This window comes from Nostoc sp. KVJ3, assembly GCF_026127265.1.
In the GTDB taxonomy this organism is placed as follows: Bacteria; Cyanobacteriota; Cyanobacteriia; order Cyanobacteriales; family Nostocaceae; genus Nostoc.
On record NZ_WWFG01000002.1, the window covers coordinates 2386966 to 2410456 of the forward strand.

The 23491-nt window shown below is 40.0% G+C and carries 19 protein-coding genes, 1 tRNA gene and 2 pseudogenes; 9 read left to right on the plus strand and 13 right to left on the minus strand.

Going from position 1 to position 23491, the window contains the following annotated elements; all coding sequences use genetic code 11:
* Positions 1 to 427: 427 nt before the first annotated feature.
* The 3 genes and pseudogenes from trxA (at position 428) to GTQ43_RS26205 (ending at position 3359) form a co-directional block, all read left to right on the plus strand.
* Positions 428 to 745 carry a thioredoxin gene (gene trxA, locus GTQ43_RS26195; RefSeq protein ID WP_012408911.1) on the plus strand — a complete coding sequence of 106 codons (318 nt, stop codon included), beginning with the start codon at positions 428 to 430 and terminating at the stop codon, positions 743 to 745.
* Positions 746 to 1626: 881 nt separating this feature from the next.
* Positions 1627 to 2418, plus strand: coding sequence for a hypothetical protein (locus GTQ43_RS26200; protein WP_265275615.1), 792 nt, complete (start codon positions 1627 to 1629; stop codon positions 2416 to 2418).
* Between the two features lie 245 nt (positions 2419 to 2663).
* A pseudogene (locus GTQ43_RS26205) lies at positions 2664 to 3359 on the plus strand (GUN4 domain-containing protein).
* A gap of 361 nt (positions 3360 to 3720) precedes the next feature.
* On the opposite strand, the gene GTQ43_RS26210 reads toward GTQ43_RS26205, so the two are convergent.
* From GTQ43_RS26210 to GTQ43_RS26220, 3 genes are all read right to left on the minus strand, one after another.
* Entirely contained in the window at positions 3721 to 5640 is a 1920-nt protein-coding gene (locus GTQ43_RS26210; protein WP_265275616.1) for an iron uptake porin, read from the minus strand.
* A gap of 1179 nt (positions 5641 to 6819) precedes the next feature.
* Complete coding sequence (locus GTQ43_RS26215) at positions 6820 to 8124, minus strand: glutamate-5-semialdehyde dehydrogenase (protein ID WP_265275617.1); 1305 nt, start codon at positions 8122 to 8124, stop codon at positions 6820 to 6822.
* Positions 8125 to 8513: 389 nt separating this feature from the next.
* A complete protein-coding gene (locus GTQ43_RS26220) occupies positions 8514 to 8723 on the minus strand; it encodes a hypothetical protein (protein WP_265275618.1) in 210 nt (69 codons plus the stop codon).
* A gap of 239 nt (positions 8724 to 8962) precedes the next feature.
* On the opposite strand from GTQ43_RS26220, the gene GTQ43_RS26225 reads away from it, so the two are divergent.
* Positions 8963 to 11110 (plus strand): hypothetical protein, encoded by a 2148-nt coding sequence (locus GTQ43_RS26225; RefSeq protein ID WP_265275619.1) that lies wholly within the window; start codon positions 8963 to 8965, stop codon positions 11108 to 11110.
* A 40-nt stretch (positions 11111 to 11150) separates the two neighbouring features.
* Here the strand turns inward: GTQ43_RS26225 and mazG are convergent, their stop codons facing one another.
* Positions 11151 to 11975: a nucleoside triphosphate pyrophosphohydrolase gene (gene mazG, locus GTQ43_RS26230; RefSeq protein WP_265275620.1), complete on the minus strand. Its 825-nt coding sequence runs from the start codon at positions 11973 to 11975 to the stop codon at positions 11151 to 11153.
* 50 nt (positions 11976 to 12025) lie between these two features.
* The gene (locus GTQ43_RS26235; protein WP_265275621.1) at positions 12026 to 12613 is read right to left on the minus strand and encodes a metal-binding protein; all 588 of its coding nucleotides are present in this window, start codon (positions 12611 to 12613) and stop codon (positions 12026 to 12028) included.
* A 144-nt stretch (positions 12614 to 12757) separates the two neighbouring features.
* Between GTQ43_RS26235 and GTQ43_RS26240 the strand changes: the two genes are divergently transcribed.
* From GTQ43_RS26240 to GTQ43_RS26255, 4 genes are all read left to right on the plus strand, one after another.
* Positions 12758 to 12830, plus strand: a tRNA-Val gene (locus tag GTQ43_RS26240).
* Positions 12831 to 13117: 287 nt separating this feature from the next.
* Positions 13118 to 13750, plus strand: coding sequence for a bifunctional 4-hydroxy-2-oxoglutarate aldolase/2-dehydro-3-deoxy-phosphogluconate aldolase (locus GTQ43_RS26245; protein ID WP_265275622.1), 633 nt, complete (start codon positions 13118 to 13120; stop codon positions 13748 to 13750).
* Between the two features lie 113 nt (positions 13751 to 13863).
* Positions 13864 to 14379, plus strand: a complete 516-nt coding sequence (locus GTQ43_RS26250; protein WP_265275623.1) for a L,D-transpeptidase — start codon at positions 13864 to 13866, stop codon at positions 14377 to 14379.
* Between the two features lie 584 nt (positions 14380 to 14963).
* The gene (locus GTQ43_RS26255; RefSeq protein ID WP_265275624.1) at positions 14964 to 15503 is read left to right on the plus strand and encodes a L,D-transpeptidase; all 540 of its coding nucleotides are present in this window, start codon (positions 14964 to 14966) and stop codon (positions 15501 to 15503) included.
* Positions 15504 to 15508: 5 nt separating this feature from the next.
* On the opposite strand, the pseudogene GTQ43_RS26260 reads toward GTQ43_RS26255, so the two are convergent.
* The 5 genes and pseudogenes from GTQ43_RS26260 to GTQ43_RS26280 form a co-directional block, all read right to left on the minus strand.
* Positions 15509 to 16081: pseudogene (locus tag GTQ43_RS26260) on the minus strand (RNA-guided endonuclease InsQ/TnpB family protein); the annotation flags it as partial.
* A 156-nt stretch (positions 16082 to 16237) separates the two neighbouring features.
* The gene (locus tag GTQ43_RS26265) at positions 16238 to 17836 is read right to left on the minus strand and encodes an Hsp70 family protein (protein WP_265275626.1); all 1599 of its coding nucleotides are present in this window, start codon (positions 17834 to 17836) and stop codon (positions 16238 to 16240) included.
* Between the two features lie 173 nt (positions 17837 to 18009).
* A complete protein-coding gene (locus GTQ43_RS26270) occupies positions 18010 to 18405 on the minus strand; it encodes a hypothetical protein (RefSeq protein WP_265275627.1) in 396 nt (131 codons plus the stop codon).
* A gap of 42 nt (positions 18406 to 18447) precedes the next feature.
* Entirely contained in the window at positions 18448 to 19134 is a 687-nt protein-coding gene (locus GTQ43_RS26275; protein ID WP_265275628.1) for a hypothetical protein, read from the minus strand.
* A gap of 183 nt (positions 19135 to 19317) precedes the next feature.
* Complete coding sequence (locus tag GTQ43_RS26280; RefSeq protein ID WP_265275629.1) at positions 19318 to 19644, minus strand: hypothetical protein; 327 nt, start codon at positions 19642 to 19644, stop codon at positions 19318 to 19320.
* A 129-nt stretch (positions 19645 to 19773) separates the two neighbouring features.
* On the opposite strand from GTQ43_RS26280, the gene GTQ43_RS26285 reads away from it, so the two are divergent.
* Positions 19774 to 20553: a WYL domain-containing protein gene (locus tag GTQ43_RS26285; protein ID WP_265275630.1), complete on the plus strand. Its 780-nt coding sequence runs from the start codon at positions 19774 to 19776 to the stop codon at positions 20551 to 20553.
* 70 nt (positions 20554 to 20623) lie between these two features.
* On the opposite strand, the gene GTQ43_RS26290 is transcribed toward GTQ43_RS26285, so the two are convergent.
* From GTQ43_RS26290 to GTQ43_RS26300, 3 genes are all read right to left on the minus strand, one after another.
* Complete coding sequence (locus tag GTQ43_RS26290; protein WP_265275631.1) at positions 20624 to 20863, minus strand: hypothetical protein; 240 nt, start codon at positions 20861 to 20863, stop codon at positions 20624 to 20626.
* Positions 20864 to 21204: 341 nt separating this feature from the next.
* Entirely contained in the window at positions 21205 to 22188 is a 984-nt protein-coding gene (locus GTQ43_RS26295) for a polysaccharide deacetylase family protein (protein WP_265275632.1), read from the minus strand.
* A gap of 225 nt (positions 22189 to 22413) precedes the next feature.
* Positions 22414 to 23298 carry an aspartoacylase gene (locus GTQ43_RS26300; protein WP_265276552.1) on the minus strand — a complete coding sequence of 295 codons (885 nt, stop codon included), beginning with the start codon at positions 23296 to 23298 and terminating at the stop codon, positions 22414 to 22416.
* Positions 23299 to 23491: the final 193 nt, after the last annotated feature.

Sequence of the window (23491 nt, forward strand, 5' to 3'; positions counted from 1 at the left end):
AGCTAGATATAACTCGATTTACAGGAATTAACATTTTGCTACAGTTAAATATCTAGAATTATTTTTCTCTTAATAGATAAAGATATTATTGATTAATTTATAGCCGCGATGCCAAATAGCCCGTCGTAGACATTGCATCATTGGATAGACTAGGAAGTATGACAGCTACGCCTATCGGTAGATATAACTCTCGTAAATGCCTGTATAATTATTTGGGCAGTTAGCATAGGTTTAAATACATATCTAATGCATATACACAAACACAAACAATATGCAGCTTTTATTATAATTATTTAAGAATTTTTGTTGGTAAATAAATCTATATTGAGTGATCTAATATTTTTCCAACAAAACCAATAAACTTATACCGATTTTATTTTCTAAGAATTACTATTGAAACAAACAATTGAAAATCGGTGTGTATCACATGGCAACGAAAAAACAATTTAACAGCTTTGAAGAGATGCTGTCTGCTTCTGATGTACCTGTATTAGTAGATTTTTACGCTGACTGGTGTGGCCCATGTCAGATGATGGTGCCAATTTTAGAGCAAGTCAATCTCCAACTTAAGGATCGTCTACGGATTGTCAAAATTGACACAGAAAAATACACAGATTTGGCCACTGAGTACAAAATTGCCTCTCTCCCGACCTTAGTACTATTTAAGCAGGGTCAACCTGTAGACCGGATAGAGGGAGTGATGCAAGCACCGCAGCTAGTGCAATATTTGCAAACCAAGATTTAATAACACTTATAATTCAGATTTTAGTTCTTAGAGGCGCGAAATGTCGCGTCTCTTTTATGAGGCTTAAGCAAAATTGTCTCAAAAACCTGATTTGTCGTAGCGGTAATTCATGAATTACCGCTACTTTAGAACTTTTTTGCGTAAGTCCTGTTTTTAATCAGGACTTACGCACAGACTATGATTTTACGTCATTACGAGCGAAGCGAAGTAATCGCAAAGGCTTAGTTTGTCGTCACGAGTGCGTAAGTCCTATTAGTAAAGAGTAATTTAACTTCTAGCAGATAAAACCTTAAGTAAATATTAAGCATATTTACTTATACGTCTAGAGAAAGTAGTTTAGAAATTGAGATGGCTATATTGTATAGATATAACAAAATATCTTGACAAGAAAAGTAATATATGAATAATAAACAGGAAAAATCTGACAAAGCCTATATTTGGATAAGTATCGATTTTGAAAAGGTTAAACACAGAATAAATACGGTAACTTTTCAGATTGAGCGGGTTATACAAAAGCACCAACTGTCAAATCATAATAGTAACTCAGGAAAAAGAAACAATTAAGTGTAGTATAAGCTACGCACTTTATCTTTACTGGAGCGCAGGTGTACTCCAACCTAAGCACCGCAACAGCTTTAGATAAAAGATTTTTGGCAAAAATAATATTATTATTCGATAATCATCTACCGAATTTATACTTATTTATTAGTGATTATTTGATCCTGGACACTCCTTGTCACAAGTGTTATTTTTGGGAGGATATCTGCTTGCTAGTTATGGTGTGGATAAATGATGAGATGGCTATTTGGAGGTCTTGTTAAACAATTTGAGGGTGTAGCTAAGGAGGTTGTGAGAGAGAGAGTAGCAAAGAAATAGCTAACTTGTTTGATGACAAACTTTACCCTTTGGCCGACAAGCTTGATTATATTACTCAAGAAAGCATTAATCATGCAGTAGAAAAGACTGAGAAATTAGAAAGCAAGGTTAAAGCTGACATTGAACATCTGCTTAATACAGCAGATGAAAAAGTTAAATATCACCTTGAAAAAATAGATAAAATTCGCGAACAAGCGCTCACAGAGACTATTAGTAAAACTAATTTTTATCTAGAAAATAGAATTAATCAAATGTCACTAGCTGTAATGGAGGCGATTAGTTTGTCTCAAAGCAGTCTTGAGCATAGTTTGGAAAGAATAGAATATTTGGAAAGCAAGTTATTTCAAGATGCTAATCAAGTAGTTGATAAAATATCAGAACTGATTGATGGCAAACTAGAACTAATTCGGAATGAATTAAAAAAATATTTAGTTCACAGTTTACCCAGTCCTCTTGATAAATGTAGACAAAGGCTCAAAATAGCATGGAAGCCTGGTGGCTTATTTTCTGATATTGAGCTTTATGAGTTAAGCGAGTGCTATGAACTAAGCAAGTTAGATGAAAAAACATCTATTGATGAGGTATTGAAGATTTATGGACAATTACAACAAAATGCCGCGATGATGGCGGCTTTAGTAAGGAATTCTCCAGAATTGAAAAATCGAGCTATTCAAGACTGGATAAAATATGGTTTACTTTGTAAATTTTGGCGTAGCATAATAAATAATTATGATTTCAAAAATAATGTTATTTTAGAGGATAAATCTTCACAAGTTTTATTAATTGATCATCAATAAAATAAACATATTTTATGTTCAAAGCAGCTAATGATAACTGGAAAACACCATTAGGATATTACGAAAAAGCAATTGAAGAACTCAGGCGTAGCCGTGAAGAGTTGCAGGAAATTAAAGGAAACAATTTGTATAATATTGAATCAACTCTTGCAAGCTTTCAAACGGAAATAAATGAATTGAAATCTGAGCTTCAGACTATGCAGAAGCAATTAGCAAACACTGAAGAAACAGCAATAAAAGCTCAGATGACTTTAGCTGAGACTCAAAAAGCCTCATTAACTGCTCAAACTGAACTACAAGCTTTGAAAGAAATTATGACTGATGAACAAAAGTCTAATTATAAAATTCTCGAAGAATTAAGTCAAATCAAAGATAAAATATCTCAATTGCCATCTCAAGTTTTGGAAACAGATTCCCAAATATCAATTATTAAATCTTTATCAGATGTGCAGTTACATCTATCTCAATTGGCAGCAGAATTAACTCTTGTCTCTCATACTTCTGGTATAGATTACAGAAAATTACAGGAACTATTAGTAGAACAAAAATGGCAGGAAGCTGATAAAGAAACTTACTCTACTATTCTAAAGATATGTGAGCGTGAAGGAGAAGGCTGGTTAGATGATGGAGAAATAAAAAAGATTCCTCGTCATGACCTTTATATTATTAATAAACTCTGGCTTTAATATAGTGAGTCCAGATTTGGTTTTAGCGTCCAACAACGTATTTGGCAAGCCAAGAAAGACTGTAATCGTTTTGCTTATAAAGTTGGATGGCTAGCAAGTCTTGCCAATAATGAATGGGTTAAATATGAGGAATATACTTTCAGCTTAGACGCACCGAAAGGACACTTTCCATCTATATCTCGGCTAGTGGGTTTAGATTCTAGAAACCTTCGTGAAGTTCAGCATCGAGTAAAGATTTTTTTGTCACGATACTAACTAAATCTCTAGCATCATCTAAAAATTAAAGTAACTGTTTAATTGTTGGATAATATTTTTGGTACGTCAGCCATACCTCATATTAAGTTCGGGTGATTACTTGTAATCAAATTTATCAATGTAGGTTGGGTTGTATCTGGCTTTTGAGTACGGGTACGGCAGTGAAACCCAACATTAACAAGGATAAAATGTTGGATTTCGTTCCTCAACCCAACCTACAAATATTATAAGTATAGGACTTACGCAAAAACTCTCTGAAACTCTTATTTCTTTGTATTCTTTGCGTCTATGCGGTTCGTTTTTTCATAATTTTGCGTAAGTCCTGAAGTATTTAACTGAACCTGATATCACCTCGAATTTCTTAAAATGTAAAAGTAGTCCGAAGGACACCTACAGTCGTAGTTTCATTGTTGCTGTTACCTTCTGGGTTAAAGAGAACAAACGCACCAGGGGTAATGCTGATATTATCGCTAACTTTAACGCGGTAATAAGCTTCTAAATGGTAAGGAGTCGCCCGATTGTCGCCTGTGGGGGTAAGTTGAGCAGAACCACCAGCGTCAGTACGGTAAAGCGGTTGACCAAAAATAATCCCGGCATTGTTCCCTGACTTGAATAAATCATTGAAGTGAACTCCCACCATCCAACTTGTAAAGGTGGTGGAAGCATCCACGCTATTAGAAGAAGCATCAACAAATAGTGCTGCACCGTAGCCAGATAAGGCTATTTTGGGAGACAATCGCCATGTTACCGTACCCCCAACAGAGTTGAGTGTAACCGGTGTCCCAGCTGCAACCCCTGCTAAAGCACCGATATCACTACTAATTAATCCAGTACCTAAAATATTGATTTCATGATAACTATTGGCATAGTTTAGACCAATATCTAAGTCACGACTGGGTTTAAAGGTTAACTGTGCGGCAACAATACTACTCCCACTAAATAAACCTCCGCCCAAAGGTGTAGTAGAAACTCCTGGTAGTGCTTCAGTAGCAGATTTTTCGGGTAAATTGGCATTTACGCTGCCGTATAAAGCTCTTAAATCCAAATTCGGGGAAATATTATAAATAAATCCTGCCGCCGATGCCAAACCAGTACCCGAAGTTCCACCAGAAACCCTGACTACAGGATTTAAGCCGGCAAAACGAGAAATTGACTCTTGTCCTTCACCATAAAAAGGTGTAATTGTTGGGAAAGCATCTGATGTTTCCGCCGCAGTACCCGCAAACAAGGTTAATTTATTAGCGACGGGAAAGATGTACAGCAATTTGTAAATCTGAATACTGTTTGCGCCTACACCCGACAAAGTATTGACATTTATTCCTGGAAATTGTGGCTCAAAACTGGTACGGGCGCTACTCGCACTTAAAAGCGGCGCAGCTAATCCTAAACTTTGTTGCAAGCTACCTTGTCCATCGGCTCCACCCAAAAAGTTATAGGCTTGCAATCCAGTAATTAATAAATCTTTACCAGTAAAGCTAGTGGTGAGATTTAACCGCACTCTATTGACTAGGATGATGTTCGAGTCGCTTTTATTAGGAGCGCCACCGGTAGCACCAACACCAGCAATAATTACCTCTCCATTAAGTTTAGTAGTCGTAGAAAATTGATTTGCTTCTAGTTTTGCTGTGCGAGCTTCTACAGCATCTACTCGACCCCGCAATGTTGTCAATTCCTCGGCAAATTGTTCTTGTAGTTTCTGCAACGTGGCTAAATCTTCTTTCTTGACTAAATCAGCAGTTGCAGTCGCAATTAGTTCGTTGATTCGTTCTAAACAAGCATTTAACCCAGCAGCAAATTCATAGCGAGTCATCGCCCGATTTCCGCGATAGGTTTGATTGGGATAACCTGCGATACAACCATAGCGCTCAACTAAAGATTGGAGTGCCTGAAAAGCCCAATCGGTCGGCTGGACATCAGATAATTGGGATACGGATGTTACTTGTGCGAGTTTGTCTGAGGATGGAGATGCATTAGTAGATTGTGGTATTATTTCCTGCTCAGAGTTAACAGCATAATCTAATCCCAAATTTTGATTTTTTTGCTGTTGATTGACTGAGGAGATATTTTTGTCACTCTCATTGGCAATCGGCAATTCACTGGAAATATTATTTGCTAAATTGCCTTGATGAGAATCATTTTTCTGATGGCTGCCATCATCTTGATTGACAGTTAGGTTTTGATCTGCAATTTCTAAACTAGGAAGGGCTTGCACAGGTGATAACCAGGCAATTAAACATAAAAATCCCATCCCACTAGCAGAAGCTAGTAGATATTTTGCCATGACAACTCCCACCACATATAATAGGGTAAAAATTAATTGCGATTTTGAAATTGATTGATAAGAAAATTTAAAGTTTTTTTGGCAAGATAATCTTGTTAACCTTAAATTTTTGATATCAGAAAAATTTCTGATTGACCTACCGAAAAATCAGGTCGGATCGCAAGTATTAAATTATAGTAAATACTATTTTTGGAAAGAATTAACAACCAAAGATATTGGCAGTTCTTATAATTACTATTGACAAAATAATAATTACATCAGTCTGATTTTGTGATAACGAATATAGGGATTGAACCGATATCCACGGCTCAATCCCTACTAAAGAATAATTTACTCAAAAAATTCCAGGAATCATGATATAGTTATGCAAAATTTTAAAAATAAGTTCTCATTGCGGTTGTTGACGAGTTTTATCCAAGAGAAGCTTCAGAGCGATCGCATCACATGAAATAAAATTCTTAGAGTCAAAGTCCAATACTCATACCAGCACTTCTCTAGGAGGCGCTGGTCTTTAAGGGTAGCTATGCCGCAGAGTTGCTGCCAAAGCTCTCTTTAGGAAGCTTTGGCATTGCAACTGTTTTAGATAGCACATTTTAGCAAAATAAACAATATCTTACAGTAAGTAATATTTTTAACAAAACATTTGTAACTACCCTTGCAGTTTATTTACCCACCACCTGCTATTCTTATAGTTACTTCGGTCTGTCATAGCAGATAGATTATCCTCAATAATGTCTTAATTTATTAGCGCTCATATACCATCCTGGTAATGTGGGTGCTTTTACTTTAGGGATTTCCAAAAAATAAATTATCCCTCTTCTGTGGTGGGCATCCTACCTATCCTGAATATGAGACAGGTGAGGATACCCATCCCACAAGAAAAGGGAGCATCCCAAATGTGCAAAAACCTTCTCCCAAATTTGGGAGAAGGAGGGAAATTTCAAAGTCCCTCTCCCAATATTGGGAGAGGGATTTAGGGTGAGGGCTTTTGATTCATGCAAGAGGTCTAATGTTGCACTGCATCTGAATGGGAACCAATACTGCTCGGATAAGCAGGGGAGGCCAAACTCCTCCCCTGCCTCCATTTCTCCCCCTGCTCAAGAACAGCTTGCCTCAACCAAGAAATTCCAAAACCTACGCAGTATTGGAATGGGAACCGCTATCAGATGACTAAGAAAGCTATAAATCCTTATGAGTAAAGGCTTTAGCATTCGCCCCAATGTAAGTGGCTACAATATGACCATCGCCAGCAATTTGATATTTGTATGTTACTAATCCTTCTAAACCAACTGGGCCGCGGGGAGACATTTGTTGCGTACTAACCCCTACTTCTGCACCGAAACCATAGCGGAAGCCATCAGCAAATCGGGTAGAACAATTATGGAATATATTGGCTGAATTAACAAGTCCCAAGAAAGTTTCAACAGACGTTAAATCTTCAGAAATAATCGCATCAGTATGACGAGAACCATATTCGTTAATATGAGCGATCGCACCTTCTACAGAGTCTACAATTTTAATCGACAAAATAAAATCGCTATATTCTGTTTCCCAGTCTATATCTGTTGCTGCTACAATATTAGGCAAAATTTCTAAAGTGCGCTTATCGCCTCTTAATTCTACATGGCGGGCTTGCAAAGCATCGGCAACTTTTGGTAAAAACTCGGTAGCAATAGACTGGTGAACTAGCAAAGTTTCAATTGCATTACAAACAGCCGGATATTGTGCTTTGGCATCAACCGTAATCGGAACTGCTTTAGAAATATCGGCGGATTTATCTATATAAAGATGACAAATCCCATCGGCGTGACCTAGTACAGGAATCCGTGTATTTTCCTGTACAAATCTGACAAAAGAATTAGAACCTCTAGGAATAATTAAATCCACATATTTATCTAATTTCAAAAGTTCTACAGTTTGTTCTCTAGTTGTTAGCAACTGTACCGCATCAGGATTAACAGCAGTATAAGATAAGCCTTGTTTAATTGCCTTGACTATCGCTTCGCAAGAACGCACCGCTTCCTTTCCACATTTGAGGATTACACCATTTCCTGATTTGATAGCCAGAGAGACAATTTGAATCGCCGCTTCTGGACGTGCTTCAAAAATAATCCCTAAAACTCCTAAAGGACAAGTAATTCGTTTGAGAGTCAAACCTGTGTCAAGTTCGCGGTGAATTTGGACTTTACCTACTGGATCGTCTAGCTTACCTACATCTCGTACCCCTGCGATCGCATCTCTTAATTTATGTTCATCCAACTCCAAGCGCTTATAAAGTGGTTTGGGAATCCCTTCCGCATCAGCAGCTTTACAATCAGCAATATTTGCTTGTAAAATTTCATCTCTAGCTGATTCTAAAGCCTGAGCGATCGCAACAATCGCCTGATTTTTTGCCTCAGTGGAGAGAATAGCCAGCTTACTTGCAGCTTCGCGGGTTTGCCCTGCGATCGCAATTAGGGGAGTAGCAATGTTAATAATAGTCATAGCAAAAATCTTTACCTTTTCTTCATCTTATCAATCTGAGTCGATCGTTGCTTATTGTCCTCCTCCAATCGGGTGAACCATCTGGGTAATGAATAATTACTCTAATCGGGTGAGGCAAGACTTGCTTCAAAACATTTATTCTATGATTATTGGAACGCAGAGAAAACAATGTGTAACAACTTCATCGCTATCAGAATATTCTAAGTATTATTACAGTCATTATTTTAAAATCTTAAAAATGATTTATGCGTACCGTAGACTAGGAAGACATAGTAACTTATGTTTTTCTAGTCTTTTACTTTGGCTAACAATTTATACTGCTAGGATTTAAACTTTGACAAAATTGCAGTGACGAAAGTTGGATTTAAGTCAATACGGTTCAGTTAAGGCTAAAACTCTTTGTCAAAGTCAGTTTTTTTAACGAACCACAGAGGCAATAGAGTTGCCAGTGCGTTGGGCGGGTTCTCCGACTTGAAGCAACTGGCGCGACACAGAGAGAAGGAAAAAATGCTTAACTGAACTGTATTGGGATTTAAGTTAGTTTGAGCGATCGCAATGCAAAACTCCCTAGTACAGCGCGGCGGAAATAAACCACCCATTCCAAATCAATGAAACCCTCATGCTGTATTCGTTTTTAATTTTTAATTTTTAATTTTTAATTCCGCCCTGCGGTACTAGTGGTCTGTCAAACCCATTTTGAGGGTTGGAGAGACGCGATAAATCGCTGGTTTGATGCTCAAAAATATTGAAGAAGGGAATATGGAGGTTTTTATTCTCTGGGCAATTGCGGAGTTTTTGAGTATAAAATTTGGTATTTACCCAATCTAGAACAATTTTCGTGATACCAAAAATTGTGCAACAATTTGGGCGATCGCTACCAAAGTCTTTTCTGGCAATTGCTCAATTTACCTTGACTTGTTTGCTTATATTTTATCTATCCCCAGTTAACGCCACAACTATAGGATACTTAAGCGAACAAGGAGAACTATTTCGCCAAGCACTAGCTGCTGCTAAGTTAACTCCAGAAGATGTCCGCTTCGAGATGAAAGACATGGATCTGTGGGGCGGTGATCAATATCGAGTCAAGTTGCTAGATGTGTTTTTCGATAACCCTTGGAAAATCAGTCCTTATACCCGCACCATTACTCAAGATTTACTAGCAGCTAAGTCAGACATAGCACAACTCGCGGCCAGTGCCTACAAAAGAATCGATGGGGGTGTGAGTCCCCAATTAAACAGAGATTTGCTGACAAAATACAAACAGCAAGTACAAAAGCTAGGTGATGATGCTTTAGCTGTTGCTCTTGGTAAACTAAGCACTCAGGCTGGTGATAGTTTTAACACTAGCGAATACAAAGCTTTGCCACCACAATTACGTTCTGCGGTAGCGCAGTTTTTATTCACAGTACCAGATGCACTGCATTATAGACAGGTGGGATTGTTGCGATCGCTAGCGAAATTACAACTAGATGCCGATCGCACCTACACGGAAGTATTTAACTACGCAGTTAAAACTGTAGAGGAAGAAGCCGCAGAGCAAGAAGATGCTAGTCCAGAAAAAGTACTGTTAATTGAATCTCTTTTAGACAACGTTGATTTTAAAATGCTCAACACAGGAGCAATTTTAATCGCTGCTGCTGTTGGTGAAATGCAAAGTCAAATCAGCCAAATCCCAGTTAATTTGTTGCAAGGAAATTACAACTACAGCATAGACACACCCCAAGGTCGAATTATTCTCAGTGGTAAAGGCGATCAAGTCTATTCCCCTGACGATTACCTATTGATTGTAGATATTGACGGTAATGATACTTATTCTGGCGGTGCTGCTACTAAAAATATTGCTCATGGTGTCAGCGTCACCTTAGATTTAGCTGGCAAAGACCGCTACTCTAGCCCACCGGGGAAAATTCCCAGCTTTGGGGCTGGTATCTTCGGCTACGGATTGCTGGTAGATTTACAAGGTGATGATAGTTATGAGGCACAATACGCCAGTCAAGGCATAGGTATTTTTGGTACTGGCATTCTCTATGATGCCCAAGGTCAAGATACTTATCAAGGTATTAGCAATCTACAAGGCAGTGGTACTTTTGGTTCAGGACTGCTGATCGATAATGAAGGGAGCGATCGCTATTCTCTCTATAGGTACGGTCAAGGCTATGGTTTTACTAAAGGAGTGGGGCTGCTATTAGATAGTGTAGGTGACGATAAATACATTGGACTAGAAGACAAATATCCAAACGGTGGCCCATTTGGAGCCAAAAGGCACGTTCATTTTATCCAAGGTGCAGGTTTGGGAAGACGTGCAGACTATACAGAAGGTCACAGTTGGGCTGGGGGTGTAGGGATGCTAGTCGATGGCGCAGGAAATGACCGCTACGAATGTGAGGTTTACGGTCAAGGTACAGCTTACTGGTATAGCTTGGGCTTTTTGGTAGACAAGGCGGGTGATGACTACCATGATGCCGGATGGTACAGCCTGGGAAGTTCGCCGCATTTTGGCGTAGGAGTTTATCAAGATGATGGGGGAAGCGATCGCTATACAGGCATTATTATGCAAAGTTTAGGTAATGGCCGCGACTGGAGTATTGGCTGGTTTGAAGATAGTGCCGGAAACGATTGGTATAACGGCAGCTTAATGACCTTCGGTACCGGAGATATTAACGGTATCGGAGTTTTCTGGGATAAGCACGGCGATGACACTTATCTATCTTTATTAGAACCAGCTTATGGACAATCTCGGTTAGAGGGTGTTAGTGGTTTGCGAGAGTTGATGCTGACATTAGGCTTATTTGTTGATGGAGGTGGGAAAGATAATTACCTGTTATTGCCAGAAACAGACCCCCAAAATAAATTGCCAGATACAGCGCTCAATACTCAATCTTTGGCAACTAATCCTGTTGCTGGTAACGATAGGATTTGGTGTCGCCCGACAAAACCTCATTATGTCAAAATGGCTCACGGCTGCGGCATTGATGCTCAAAATTAAAGAATTTATTTCTGCCTCCTCTTTCCCAATGCCCAATGCCCTATTCTCCACTCTCTTCTTGAGCAAGTTGAGCTTTTGCTTGTTGCCACAATTTTTCTAACTCATCCAAACTGTAATCAGAAAGGGGACGGTCAACAACTGCCTCCATTTTTTCTAATCGCTGGACAAATCGTTGATTTGTGCCTTGCAAAGCGGTACTAGGGTCAAGATTATGCCAACGGGCTAGTTGAATAACTGCAAACAGTAAATCACCTAACTCTGCTTCTTGTCGTGCGGGTGTTTCCTCAGCTAAAGCCTGTTGAAACTCCCCTAATTCTTCATGAAACTTATCCCAAACACCCTGAATATTTTCCCATTCAAACCCGATCGCCGCAGCCTTTTGAGAAATCTTCATCGCTGCTGTCAACGGGGGAAGAGTACGCCCATAACGACCGAGTTTAGCACTAAGTTTTTGCGCCTCTGGGGATGGTTCGCCTTTTTCCGCAGCTTTGATTTGTTCCCAATTTTGTCGCACCTCATCCACACTTGTCACCGACACATCACCAAACACATGAGGATGACGGCGAATCAACTTTTGAGAAATCCCCTGAGTAATTTCCTTCAAAGAAAACTGACCAGATTCGCTAGCAATTTGGGCTTGCAACACCACTTGTAATAATAAATCCCCTAACTCCTCTGCGATCGCTCCTTTATCGCCACTCTTAATTGCATCCACCACCTCATAAGCTTCCTCAATCACATAAGGCGTAAGCGTCTCAGCAGTTTGCGCCAAATCCCACGGACACCCCCCATCAGGCGATCGCAACTTCGCCACCACCTCAATCAACTCCTGCAAAGCCACCAAAGTCTCATTTTGATTTTCCATACCTCTGCGTACCTTTGCGCTTCCCTCAGCGTTCCTTTGCGTTAAAAAAATTATTTCTTCAATCTCGGCCGACGACCGCGACTTGTCACCTTCCGCTTCTTCATTTTGCCACTAGGAAGCAACCCCCGAACCCCCTGTTTTTGAAAGCGCTTGTATGCCGAACCACTCCAATCGCTCAGAGAATGACTCATCGCCCCAAGTTCCAACCCCAAAAACAAGGCAATATATTCAGTATTGTTATTTACAAGCGATCGCCCCACAGTTGCGCCCAAATCTTGCCAAGTAAAACTCAGATTCCCTAACCTTTGGGCGATCGCTAAAACAAAAATTGCCAAAATCCCTAGCAAACACCCCAAATAAAGTATCCGCAAGATCGTGCCAATAATCGGCCCGTGGGATAAAAAAGAACGATGCCGCAGACTTTTTTGATAAGGTAGCCAAATCCAGCGCAAGAAACCCCAGCGTTGAAATTGCACAGAGTAAATATCCAAATCAGGGCCAAACATCAGCCCTCCAAAGAGAAACCCACCTGCAACTAACAAAGTCGCATTGCTACTGTGAGTCTGCCAGAAAGTAACGCCCGCCACCAATGGCAGAGCATACATAGTAATGCGATCGTGCGTCCGACCAGAGGGCATCCTAAATCCTGTACGCGAATAGCGGGGCGTTTAGCCCGTGCTGAGTAACTGAATACTGAGTCAGTATAAGAGAAAAAAAGATTTTCTTGAAACTACTAGCGCAATCCCAAATGGTCTGCTATATTAGATAAGGATTGGTCAAAAGGGCGGTTAGCTCAGTTGGTAGAGCGCCTGCCTTACAAGCAGGATGTCATCAGTTCGAGTCTGGTACTGCCCATTTACTAAATAAAGGCTAGAGACAGCTTAGATGCAGTTTCTAGCCTTTTTTAAACCCATTCATAATTGGCTAATTACTATTAACCCATTTTGCATATCTTCAGAATAGAGAGTATTTGCTCTTGCAGATAGGGTTAAGTCTGTATTGGACTCCAAAAGTCAACTGAACACGAAATGGGCGGTTAGAAACCGTGTCCATACAAACAAAACCCACCTCCGTGGGTTAAATAATTCGTAACTATGTTTTGTGATGGGGATTCTAACCCCTTTATTCGTTAAAAAGTCAAAATGTCTAATCAGATTTGGTTATCACAGTTGCAAAAACATCGAGCGATCGCAGTCATCCGCGCCCCGAAAATGGAATTGGGACAGCAAATGGCAATGGCTGTAGCATCTGGGGGAATACAGTTGATTGAAATTACCTGGAATAGCGATCGCGCCGGGGAATTGATCGGTCAACTACGTTCGCAATTACCAGCTTGTACTATTGGCACTGGTACGCTATTCAATGTCCAGCAGCTACAAGAAGCGATCGCATCAGGGGCGCAATTCCTCTTTACACCCCACATCGATCTAGTAATGATTCAAGCCGCCATAAAACAAGATATACCCATCATCCCAGGAGCTATGACTCCCACAGAAATTGTTACCGCCTGGAGTCAGGGTGCTAGTTGTGTAAAAGTATTTCCCGTGCAAGCATTAGGAGGGGCTGATTATATCAAAAGTTTACAAGGGCCACTGGGTCAAATTCCCTTAATTCCTACAGGCGGCGTGACTCTAGAAAATGCCAAAGAATTTTTGCAAGCCGGAGCGATCGCTGTCGGTTTGAGCGGTGAATTATTTCCCAAAAAGCTTGTCACAGAGGGAAATTGGCAAGCGATCGCATCTGGGGCAAAAAACCTCATCCAACAGTTAGGCTAAATTAGAATCAAATCATCAAAAATTCCTGTCTATTAAAGTAACAGAACGGGAAATAAAAGTGAAACCTGATAAGTTTCTCAAAACGTGGTGATTTGAGTGTGAGTGTATCTAAAATGAAAAGACTGATTTATTCTGACTGGGTGCGTCGCTTAACAATACTCCTGACTGGTACAGCGCTGTCCTTAAGTGTTTTTACTACTACTGAAACCAGAGAAGTTTGGGCAACTTCCAAAGATCAAATTATTGCCCAAACAATCCAAACATTACAACAATCGGATCAACGCTGGATTCAAATTAATCTTTCCAAGCAACGATTAATCGCCTGGGAAGGTGACAGAGTGGTTTATGGAAGTGCTATTTCTTCAGGCAAAAAATCTACTCCTACACTTATTGGTACTTTTAAGATTCAATCCAAGTTCAGAACTACGCGGATGCGGGGAGAAAACTACGATGTTGACGACGTTCCTTATGTAATGTACTACCAAGGTAGCTACGGTATTCACGGTGCTTATTGGCATAAAAGATTTGGTACTCCAGTCAGCCACGGCTGTATAAATCTCGCACCTAAGCATGCAAAATGGCTATTTGAGTGGGCATCAGTAGGGACACCAGTCGTTATCCAAAAATAGTAGGTGAAGCAGCCAAAAGGCAATTTAGATAAAATCATAGGACTTACGCAAACAATATCTAAAACCCTTATTCTATGGTAGGGGCAATTCATGAATTGCCCCTACAGCGTGTCCTTTTGCGTAAGTCCTAAATCATTAATAACAACAAATCAAGACAATTGAGTGATTCCCAGCAATATTTTATGCTGGGAATCTTCGGAGTCGGAATCACCGAATTTGAAATAAAATATATAAAAGGGCATTAATACCGATTTTCTAATTTGGTATTATCCAGTTTGCCCCCAACCAATCAGCGTAAATCCTGACAATTCCTGCATTAAGTTACAAATGCAAATATGAATTTGGGAAAAGTTTGCATTGACGCATTTAAATTACAGATTTATTTTGTAAAAGTTTTTCTTCGTCATTAGTGAATGAATAATGACTAATTAGATGCGGGCTAGCTGAGGAATTGTTTTAAAAAGCATTAGCGGATGAATTGCGTAAATCCTCCACAGGAAGCGAGTAGTCACTCTGGAAATTTATAGGGTTCCAGAAAATTACTTCACTTCATGATTTTTGCGTACTTTACAAGGTAAGGCATAATGCAATCCTGGATTCGCAGTAGTGGGATTCGTTCTTCAAAAACTTTTTGCACAGGCGTAGCGCTGGTGGTAGCGACTTTATTTTCTTGGGCACCACCGTTAGCAGGTACACCCAACTCGACTACAGCAACAGCCTCATCAGTCGATGAAAATGGCATATCTGAATCTTATATCAGGCAAACATCTCAACCTCGCTGGATTGAAATTGACTTGTCAGAGCAACGGTTACGGGCATGGGAAGGTAAAAAACTTGTTTATTCATACCGCATTTCTGGAGGTAAGCGAGCGACTCCCACACCCATAGGTAGATTTCGGATTAATTCTAAGTATCGCACTCACCGTATGCGAGGCAAGGGCTACAATATTCCTGACGTTCCATACACAATGTATTTTTACGAAGGCTATGCTATCCACGGTGCTTACTGGCATAATCGTTTTGGAACTCCTGTCAGTCACGGTTGCGTGAATTTACCTGTTAAGCAAGCACGCAATCTTTACAATTGGGCTAGCTATGGAACTTTAGTAATGGTGCATAATTGACATACTCACCGACCTTTAAGGTCGGTGATTCTTGACAGTTCACGGTAACTCGCTGCCGAAACAGTCTTACAGTCACTCCCTGTCCGTTTTAGGTCGTGCCGATACCCCATACCGACCATTTCTATATTTCTAGAGGCGTTTTCATCCCTTTCTTGCTCAGTACCGCAACTCAAACAAAGTATTGAGCGAACAGAAAGGTCAATTTTTCCCCAACGAAAACCACAGTATGAGCATACTTGGCTAGTTGGTTGCCACCTATCTATTACTCTAAAATCGCGATTAAGTTTTTCTGATTTGGCAACGCATTGAGTTCTAAATTCTCGCCATCCTTGCAAGCTAATCACCCTAGATAGCCTACGGTTTTTGACCATCCCTGATACATTTAAATCTTCCAAAACAATTACTTGGTTGTCGTTAACTATTTTGGTTGACAGTTTATGTAAAAAGTCTTTTCTAGTATCAGAAATTTGGTTGTGTAATTTAGCAATTTTAACGCGAGTGTTATTTCTCCTTTTTGAGTCTTTTTGTTGTCGTGCTAACTTTCTCTGTAGTTTGCGAATTTTGCGGTCAGCTTTTGAATAGTTAGGACTGTTAAAATATAAACTGCTTGCACTTGGGCAAGATTATTCCATGCACTTTTGCAGCTTTGTACCAGTTGTTAAGCGCATCACAAGAGTCAGCATACTTTTGACAAAATTCGTGCAGCTTTTTACGACTGATGATGTGCATTATATCTAGCTCAATTGTGCCACGAGTTGATTCTCCAGAAGCGTGTCATTGGTTAACAAGTCTTCAACAGTGATTCGCAAAAAGCGTTGCTCATCAACTTGAAAAAGAATTTTGATGCGATCGCTTCCAGGATATCCAGTTGGTGTCAATTGGGCAATTGTCCTCGCGCCTTCTTGATCGTTGAGGGGTTTAACGCTGGTTTCGTTACCATCTAGACGGCGAGTAATTAAGCGATCGCCATCAAAATAAACTTCGGTATTCCCTGTCTCTGCTCCCAATTCTCCCATAATTAATTCAATGCTGGGCTGATTTTCTAAAGAAGCGCCTAAGACTAATTCTACTGGCTGACTCATCGGGTATGCCTGTCCAGCTTTAATTAAAGAATGCCATTTGTGACGCTGATTGCGGCGATCCCAGTAGCGGATACCATAACTATGGTAGAGAAAGTCTTTGATTTGTATCCCTTGAGCTAACTGTAATGCACCTTGAGCGATCGCTTCAAAGGGACGTTCGCAACGGATTTTTTCTGGCTCAAAATACTGTTTTATCCATGTCTGCACTGCTGGTAATTGCACTGTTCCACCAACTAACAAAACTGCATTAATATCAGGAAGTTCTATCCCTTGGCGTTTTGCTTGCTGTAACAGTGTTGCCATCGACTCATCTAGTAACTCAAAAAATGCGTGTTCTTTGAGGATATTATCAAAAGTGTCGCGGTTTAATTCCAATTCATAGCTTTCAAATGTTTCATCATCAAAATAAACTTCACTAGCTTGATTTTGGGTTGATAGCTGAATTTTCACCCGTTCAGCCAATCTTGTTGTCAACGGACTTACCGCCAATTCTTGAGTTTTGGCGAAGTAATCTACCAACCAATTATCAATATCAGTACCGCCCAGATTTTGCCCAGCTTTCGCCAGGACACGGGCAGTTTTGACTTTTTGTTTTGAATCTTCAGCCAAGGACTTATTACCCCATTTAAGGATAAATCCTAAAGGCTTTGTGGTTGCTTGCACACCTTGATCCAACCGGACAAGGGATAAATCCAAAGTACCACCACCGAAGTCAATCACCAAGAGAATTTCTTGATCTGCTAAACCATAACCCAAGGCGGCGGCTGTGGGTTCATCCAGCATCCGCACCTGTTCAACGGGGAGGGCTTGACAAACTTGACCCAGCCAGTGACGATAGGCTTCAAAACTGTCCACGGGAACGGTTAATATGAGAGAATCTAATCCACCTTGTAAGGGCGCTAGTTCTGCAATTACTTTGGTGAGGAACCATTGCCCTACTTGTTCAAAGGTGACAATTTGCCCATCTAGTTCCGGTAAATAACCTTGGATATCTGCACCAATACCCCGCTTGAAGCTGCGAAAAAATCTAGTTTCGCCTTTGAGGTCAAGACCGCGATCGCGTACTTGTTGCCCGACTAAGACTTGATTTTGGGCTGCGTCTTCAACATAAACCAAGCTGGGAATCAGTGGCGGATTGAGACTTTGTTTTATTGATAAGCCTGGTAGAGTCAGGGTTTCAGGCTGCTGGGTTACGGGGTTCCAACGAGCAATGACTGTGTTGCTAGTACCAAAATCAATTGCGATCGCCATATATTATATTTATAATCTCGCACGAAGAGGCTAAAGCTGCTGTATTTGTGATTATTCTCCATAACCCACCAAGAATGCAAATGCGCCCAGACGCAATCCTTCTACAGAATAAGCTACTAACTAATGCTTTCGTTCTGGTGCAGCTAGTTTTTATCTGTTCTTTGATGTCAAAATTAGTTCAGTCTGGCTTGTTTTGAAATCCGTCTAGTTATTTCAATTTCTTGCTTTATTTGATCTGCTTCGTCTTGATATTCCCCTGCTAGTTCTTCAAGATTATTCGCTACTGACAATACTTCTCGTGCTAACTGTTTCGTCTGTGCTGATTTCCGATCATATTTTTGAGAGACTTCTGTAATTTCAGAAAAAATATCTTTGTATTCTTCAGGTGGATCTTCCAACCAATCCTCAAATTCGCTTTGCGGTTTTTGAAGAATAGCAAGAGTTTTTTCCCAGGAGGTTTTAAGACGCATATCTAACGTCTTAATCTCCTGATTTTTTGCCTTGAGTTGTTTGGTATTGTTTACTCCAGCTAATTCGTAGACTTTAGCTTTTAGCTCTTGAAGTTTCATGATTACTGTCGAGCGTCCCTAATTTAGAGCTTATCGATTTGCTTATTTTAATTTCTGATAAAGTCTTTCATTCTCTTCACGAAGACGCTGACTCTCTTGAACTAACTTAGCAATTTGCTGTTTATGCTGTTCAATTAAAACTATCGCTTCGTCCCTTTGCTGCTTATACCGTTTGGTATGGGCAACTTTTCCACCTAAACTCTGATTATTCTTAGCTAATTCTTGTCTTCGTTTCTCAACCGCATTGTACTTCTTTTTAAGCTGCTCTAGTTCTGTAACCAGTTCAGTCTTAGCTCTATTATTCTCAGCTTCAGATCGTAAGGCTTCATTTTCAGCTTCTAGCGAGGAAACTCGTGCTTCTAATCTCTTAATTTCTTTGTCTTTGCCAAACAGTTTCTCTTGTAATGCTTTGAGCAGACCCAACAGCTTGGATTTTTGTTGATCTTGTTCATGACAAGCTGCTTCAAGCTCATTAGCGCGATCGCGCAGACGACCAGCCCGATTCTGTAGAACTTTAGCTGTACATTCGTACTTAATAATCGCAATAACCCTGCTACGCTCCGGTTCCTCCAGTCGTTGAACTTCGGGGCTACGCCAAAGTTCATCATAGTTGGTACAATCATGACGTAGATCCTGGGTTTTGACGTGTCCAGGGTCTGCAATTAACTCAGAGTTTTTCAGTCGAACTCGGTCATGCCAGTAGTCAAACAATGCCTTGCTGTCGTCCATGATTGTGCGATCGCTTGTAAAGTATCTATTTATCCTTAAACATAGAGTAACTGGAAGCTGACATATAGCCTTATTTACTTGGAACTACTTTAAGAAATCTTCACTTTGTTACATCATCTGCTATCTTCGCCATGATTTAGACGGGTTTTGATAAATGCTTACCCTGCAATTGAACTAAGAATTCTATTTTTGGGGAACGAGCTTAGGCAATACCTGCTCAAGGATTCGTTTTTGACCATTAGGGGTGAGAGCAACTTCATCCTCTGCGACAGGTCGAATATCTTTACTTTTGATTAGCCTAGATATAGCAACATTAACGTTTTTAGGATTTTGGCTGACAGCATGTTCACGTAGTTCAGCCCGACTCAAGCGATTATTGGCTGCATGATATAGCAGCAACAGAACTTCATCCGTTGCATAAATATCCCTTGCCAGAACTAGAGGTTTTCCATCCAATTCATGAATTACTGAATGTAAGGCGGATGACCCAATTAAGTACTTCGCTGCCAAAGAAAATCAAGATTTAGGAGTAGTTAAAGCCCTGCGAAAACCAGTCTCCAAGCTGGATTTATCCCCTTTTCCCGCTCCCTCTTGACAAAAGTGCAATTACTCTAACCTCTCACCGATGATCAAAGACTAATGCGGCGATTAGGAGGGTTAAACCTGAAAGATGAGATGCTTTATCCGGTGAGAACCCAATTAGACCGAGTTATTGTCTACACCGATCCGGTGGAAATGATGGCCAAGGGCAAATATCAAAGCCGAGGTACGCTATTTGAAAAACTAGATACACTTGAAGCAGCAATTATTAAAGGACAAGCAGTTGAGCTTTATCGCTGTCGTAATCCGTACAATCCCAACAAAACCAGATATGAGCAAGTTTATCCTTTACAATTGATTTATGCAGACATTGCTTGGTATTTGTTGCTGGAAGATTATAACAACGGTCATCTCTTAGTGTCACGTATTGATCGCTTTAGCGATCACTTCAATGTTCTGGATAGCAAAGGCCGCGGCTTAGATAGCCAATGGAAAAGCTTACATATCGCTCATCGGCTCTTAAAGGCAGGTTGTGGCTTGAAGTTGGGTTTAAGAGAAGAGCAACAAAAGGAAATCCGTGGAGAACTGGAGCTTGTAGAAGTGAAAGTTCGATTTTTCTCTGAAGTAATGGGATTTATCCAAGAGGGAGAAAAGCGACATCTTCACCAAGAAATCAAACTAGGGCCGAAGGGAAAAGATGGCAAACCTACTTACGTAGATTACATTGTTAAATTGCCTGAGCGATCGCTGGAGGAGTTTTGTCGCTGGGTGTACCGCTTTATGGGCAATGCTCAGTTCATCTGTCCTCAATATCTAGCTGAACAACATCAGAAATTTGCTCGTGCATTAATAGATCGGTATTCTTCCAAAGCTACATAAATAAATCAGGATTTTAGTACAGAAGTTGGGTCTAACCCGGAACTCCGGGTTAGTGGTAGGTATTTTACGGTCAATCTTCATGGCGTAACTGCCATGCTGCACCGAAAGCAGCCCCAGCCCCAGCTAATAATCCGGTACTCATTCCTTGGATAGTCTTTTGAATTGGGTCTTGGGTTAAACAGTCACTTGTCATCTTAGTGTCATCCAAACAGAGACTACTTTCTGCCCAACCAGCAGTACCTCCTAAAATTACACCAGCTATACTACAGGAAACAACTAGCAGCAAAAGACGTTGCGTTTTTCTAACCATAGATAGATGTGTCAAAGATTAGATATAGTGATTGACTCTCAATTACTTTACACATTATTGCTAGCAAATGTCAGCTGGTTTCAATATAATTGGCTGCTATCCAAAACGTAGACAAGTATTAAAAAATCTGATTAAACATCGCATTTAAAAAAATAACCTCTGGAGAAGGGATATCACCAGAAGTTTTAATAAAGACATTGGAATAGTTAACTATTATAAAAATAAATTTATCTTTTGCCAACACTATTTCCTGTTTCTCAGAGATAGGTCAAAGTGAATTTTGTCTGTAATTTAATTCAGAATCCAAAATTGGACTGAATAAACGCCAATAAATTATATTTTTACCTCTTTTGAGGCACTAATACAGGCAGTTGACGTGCGTCAATTAAGGATTTGGCGTGTTGTCCAACAGTCACAACATTAAACTGACTGGATATAAGTTCTAAACTTTTGTTGACTATTGCCAGCTTTTTGTAAGTGGGGAGGCTCATTCCAGGGAAAAATGATAGTTCTGGCACATCCTCTTGACTTACAAAGTCTGTAGGATGGAATAGCAAAGAAGGTTGGACGTGCGTAAGTTTACACAGCCAAAGAGCAATTCGGAGGTAGAATAACGCCGCTTCCGAAGAAAATGTACTCAGATACATGATGTAACTGAAGTGAATTGGCACTTTGAAAATTGGCATGGTGGTAACGGGAATTTCAGTCAGTTTATCCTGACCCATCTTCCACTGGTAGGGTTTCAGGGGTTGCAAACCGTCCTTGAAACCGCCAAATAGGGCTTCCCGTTTCTTGCGTTCTTCCTTGCTCAGTTTACAGGTCATTAAATAATATGCTCGTGCTATGGGGCCCAAAAATGTGGGAAAAGTCGAAGCATCATACTCGTATCCCCGTCGTGCTAAAACTTTTAAGACCGCAGGAGAAAAACTGTATCCAGGCCCCCGGAAGCCGATAGGATGTTGACGGGTGACACGCTTAATATGTTCTTCAGCCAAAGCCACCTCCGCTTCAATCTCATCCTCTGAATATAGATGTAGCCAAGGATCGTGGTAGAATGAATGATTGCCAATTTCGTGACCAGCGTTAGCGATCGCTTGTAATGCCTTGGTATTCTTTTCCAAGGCTGCATCTTGACCGACAACGAAGACTGTGATTGTCAAATTCCATTGCTGAAAAATTTCTAAGAAACGAGGGACTGCAATATCTAAGTAAGAGGGAAAAGTCTCCCAACCCGGAACGCCCTGGTTTTTGAGAAAAGACCAAACATTATCCAAGTCTAAAGAAACACTTGCTATTGGTTTTTTTCCTGTCCGCTTCGTTTTCATTATGAATTTAAGTATTTGGACAATTTTAAGCGTAAATTTAAGTAAGTCTTAGGAAAATAGATTTAATAACCTGTAACTTTATTCCTTAGAAATGACTACAGTAGAATATTTGGCGTTGCACCAGCTACAGAAATTATAAATTAGGATTACCATATTTTCTGATTTTCAATTTATATCATCACTTCCAATCAAAAGCGATTGATTATATAACAATTTTTCAACATTCTAGATATTGATTTGCTGTCTTTGAGTCAAGCACATTGCAATTCCTTTTTCATAGTAAGCTGCCTCATTAATAAAAATCGGCCAAACGGTAGATATTCCTTCATAAAGAATTGTTTGATCGTCGAAAGTCAAAAATACTGGGTCTCCTGGGTTCAATGCTTGATAATCCTTGTCTTGAAGTTCTGGATGAATCATGCCAAAGATTGTACCATCCTGTTTTTTTGGATAATCCACAACTGATAAATGGTCATAGAGAATCAACGTTTCATTAGTTGATGAAATTTTACCCTGTTTAAACCTTTCTAGATAGTCGAGAAGCGCATAAACAAGTTCCTCTGTTTGTTGGAACAGCGTCGCTTTTAAGAGTCCTTGGGCAACAGGGCCAACCTCGAATGCAAAGCCTAATTCGCACAGAGAGTTTACAAATGGATTTTCTGCAATTGATTTAAAAGAGCAGCGATAAATTCTCACTAAAGGGTTAATCTGGCTCAGATAAGCAGCCAATTGTAAGTTGAAGGGATGACTATTTACTAAAATAATTGTTAGACCCATATTAGCTGTACTACTGTGCAAGTCTAAGATGAAATCTGCTTGTTTATCTCTGTTTGATGTTAGGATATCCTGAATTGATTTAGCTTGCAATTCTTCATAACTGCTCAGAGTCGGATCTTGTAAATCTTGCTTGAGAAAACAGCGATTTAAATCCTTCTCTACATATCGCCTCCCTGCGGCAAAAGCGTTAGGATTTGCTAACAGAGTAACTGTCTCAAAACTCGATCTAGTAATCAAATCGGGGAACTGGGCAAATTTTTGGATTAAATAAGCCCCGGTAAACTCATTACCATGAGTGCCACCGACAATTGCAACTCGATTAATCTGGTTCACCATTACACCAACTTCAGAATGCAGCCATCGAGGTATCAGTTATCAATGTACCTTATGAAGCATTCACTGAAACCCACATTCCGCACTTCAACTTGAAGTACAAAGAGATTACGTCAAGAGAAAAGCAAAAAAATCAGGATGATTAAGATTCGTAGTGCTGAACGAATCTACAGCATGAAAATAAATCATCAAA

What these genes read in the sequence shown, in the direction of transcription:
- trxA (WP_012408911.1), top strand. Translation starts at nt 428, where the DNA reads ATGGCAACGAAAAAACAATTTAACAGCTTTGAAGAGATGCTGTCTGCT.
- GTQ43_RS26210 (WP_265275616.1), bottom strand. Translation starts at nt 5,640, where the DNA reads ATGGCAAAATATCTACTAGCTTCTGCTAGTGGGATGGGATTTTTATGT.
- GTQ43_RS26215 (WP_265275617.1), bottom strand. Translation starts at nt 8,124, where the DNA reads ATGACTATTATTAACATTGCTACTCCCCTAATTGCGATCGCAGGGCAA.
- GTQ43_RS26220 (WP_265275618.1), bottom strand. Translation starts at nt 8,723, where the DNA reads ATGGGTGGTTTATTTCCGCCGCGCTGTACTAGGGAGTTTTGCATTGCG.
- mazG (WP_265275620.1), bottom strand. Translation starts at nt 11,975, where the DNA reads ATGGAAAATCAAAATGAGACTTTGGTGGCTTTGCAGGAGTTGATTGAG.
- GTQ43_RS26235 (WP_265275621.1), bottom strand. Translation starts at nt 12,613, where the DNA reads ATGCCCTCTGGTCGGACGCACGATCGCATTACTATGTATGCTCTGCCA.
- GTQ43_RS26245 (WP_265275622.1), top strand. Translation starts at nt 13,118, where the DNA reads ATGTCTAATCAGATTTGGTTATCACAGTTGCAAAAACATCGAGCGATC.
- GTQ43_RS26250 (WP_265275623.1), top strand. Translation starts at nt 13,864, where the DNA reads ATGAAAAGACTGATTTATTCTGACTGGGTGCGTCGCTTAACAATACTC.
- GTQ43_RS26255 (WP_265275624.1), top strand. Translation starts at nt 14,964, where the DNA reads ATGCAATCCTGGATTCGCAGTAGTGGGATTCGTTCTTCAAAAACTTTT.
- GTQ43_RS26265 (WP_265275626.1), bottom strand. Translation starts at nt 17,836, where the DNA reads ATGGCGATCGCAATTGATTTTGGTACTAGCAACACAGTCATTGCTCGT.
- GTQ43_RS26270 (WP_265275627.1), bottom strand. Translation starts at nt 18,405, where the DNA reads ATGAAACTTCAAGAGCTAAAAGCTAAAGTCTACGAATTAGCTGGAGTA.
- GTQ43_RS26275 (WP_265275628.1), bottom strand. Translation starts at nt 19,134, where the DNA reads ATGGACGACAGCAAGGCATTGTTTGACTACTGGCATGACCGAGTTCGA.
- GTQ43_RS26285 (WP_265275630.1), top strand. Translation starts at nt 19,774, where the DNA reads ATGCGGCGATTAGGAGGGTTAAACCTGAAAGATGAGATGCTTTATCCG.
- GTQ43_RS26290 (WP_265275631.1), bottom strand. Translation starts at nt 20,863, where the DNA reads ATGGTTAGAAAAACGCAACGTCTTTTGCTGCTAGTTGTTTCCTGTAGT.
- GTQ43_RS26295 (WP_265275632.1), bottom strand. Translation starts at nt 22,188, where the DNA reads ATGAAAACGAAGCGGACAGGAAAAAAACCAATAGCAAGTGTTTCTTTA.